Annotated in this window: 2 protein-coding genes; one reads left to right on the top strand and one right to left on the bottom strand. The window is 71.6% G+C overall.

The annotated features are described in order from the left end of the window. Positions 1–73: 73 nt before the first annotated feature. Positions 74–382, bottom strand: coding sequence for an antibiotic biosynthesis monooxygenase family protein (locus ACJMNC_RS18360; RefSeq protein WP_408949366.1), 309 nt, complete (start codon positions 380–382; stop codon positions 74–76). Between the two features lie 59 nt (positions 383–441). On the opposite strand from ACJMNC_RS18360, the gene ACJMNC_RS18355 reads away from it, so the two are divergent. After that, the coding region (locus ACJMNC_RS18355) for an alpha/beta fold hydrolase (RefSeq protein WP_408949377.1) at positions 442–1060 on the top strand (619 nt) is incomplete at its 3' end.

The raw sequence follows: 1060 nt of genomic DNA, 5'->3' as shown, positions 1-1060 counted from the left end.
CTGGATCGCAGCCGGATGCGTGAAGCCGGCGACCCGTCACGGATCGCCGGCTTCACACCGATGCAGGTGCCGGTCAGCCCTTGGGGGCCACGTCCAGCACGACCTCGAACTCGAGGAGATCGGCGCCGGTGGCGACCGGCTTACGGGCTTCGCCCGCATGCGCGGCCCGCGCGTCGCCGTTGGCCCAGTTCGCAAAGGCCTCCTCGGTCTCCCACTGGGTGACCACGAAGTACCGGTCGTCGCCCTTGACCGGGCGGAGCAGCTGGAAGCCCAGGAAACCGGGCTGACCGTCGACGGTGCCGGCCCGGGCGGCGAACCGCTTCTCCAGCTCGGCGCCCTGGCCCTCGGGGATGTGGATTGCGTTGATTTTCACGACTGCCATGTGCACGAGCCTACGTGCCGCTGCCGCCGGTGCAATAGGGTCTGAAGGCTGTGGACGCGATGCCGGGGCGAAAAGTGTTGTGCGCCAGCACCGGTCTGCTCGATCACGGCGGCCGCGACGGCCGGCCGATCCTGCTCCTGCACGGTCTGATGGGCCGCGGCCGCACCTGGCGCCGGCAGATTCCGTGGCTGCGCCACTACGGACGGGTCTTCACCTTCGACGCCGCCTTCCACCAGGGGGCCGCCGCCGTGGGCCTGCCCGGCCCCGAGGAACTGAGTACCGAACGCTTCGTCGGCGACGTGGCCGAGATCCTCACCTGGATCGACCGCGGGCCGGCCGTGCTCATCGGGCATTCGATGGGCGGGCTGCACGCCTGGTGCACCGCCGCCGCCTATCCGGAGCTGGTGGCCGCCCTGGTGGTCGAGGACATGGCGCCGGACTTCCGCGGCCGTACCACCGGCACCTGGCAGCCCTGGTTCGCCAGCTGGCCCGAGCGCTTCGCAGGCGAGAGCGAGGCGCAGGCGCTGTTCGGCCCGGTCGCCGGCCGCTACTTCTACGAGGCCTTCGACGACGGCCGGCTGCACGGCCGGATCGACGTCTGGACCCGCCTCGCCGAAGAATGGGGCGGCCGCGACTTCTGGACGCCGTGGGAGGCGGGGCAGGCGCCGTCGCTGCTGC

This window comes from Gordonia sp. VNK21 (assembly GCF_046098115.1).
Taxonomy (GTDB): Bacteria; Actinomycetota; Actinomycetes; order Mycobacteriales; family Mycobacteriaceae; genus Gordonia.
This window is presented reverse-complemented; position numbering and strand designations above follow the sequence as displayed.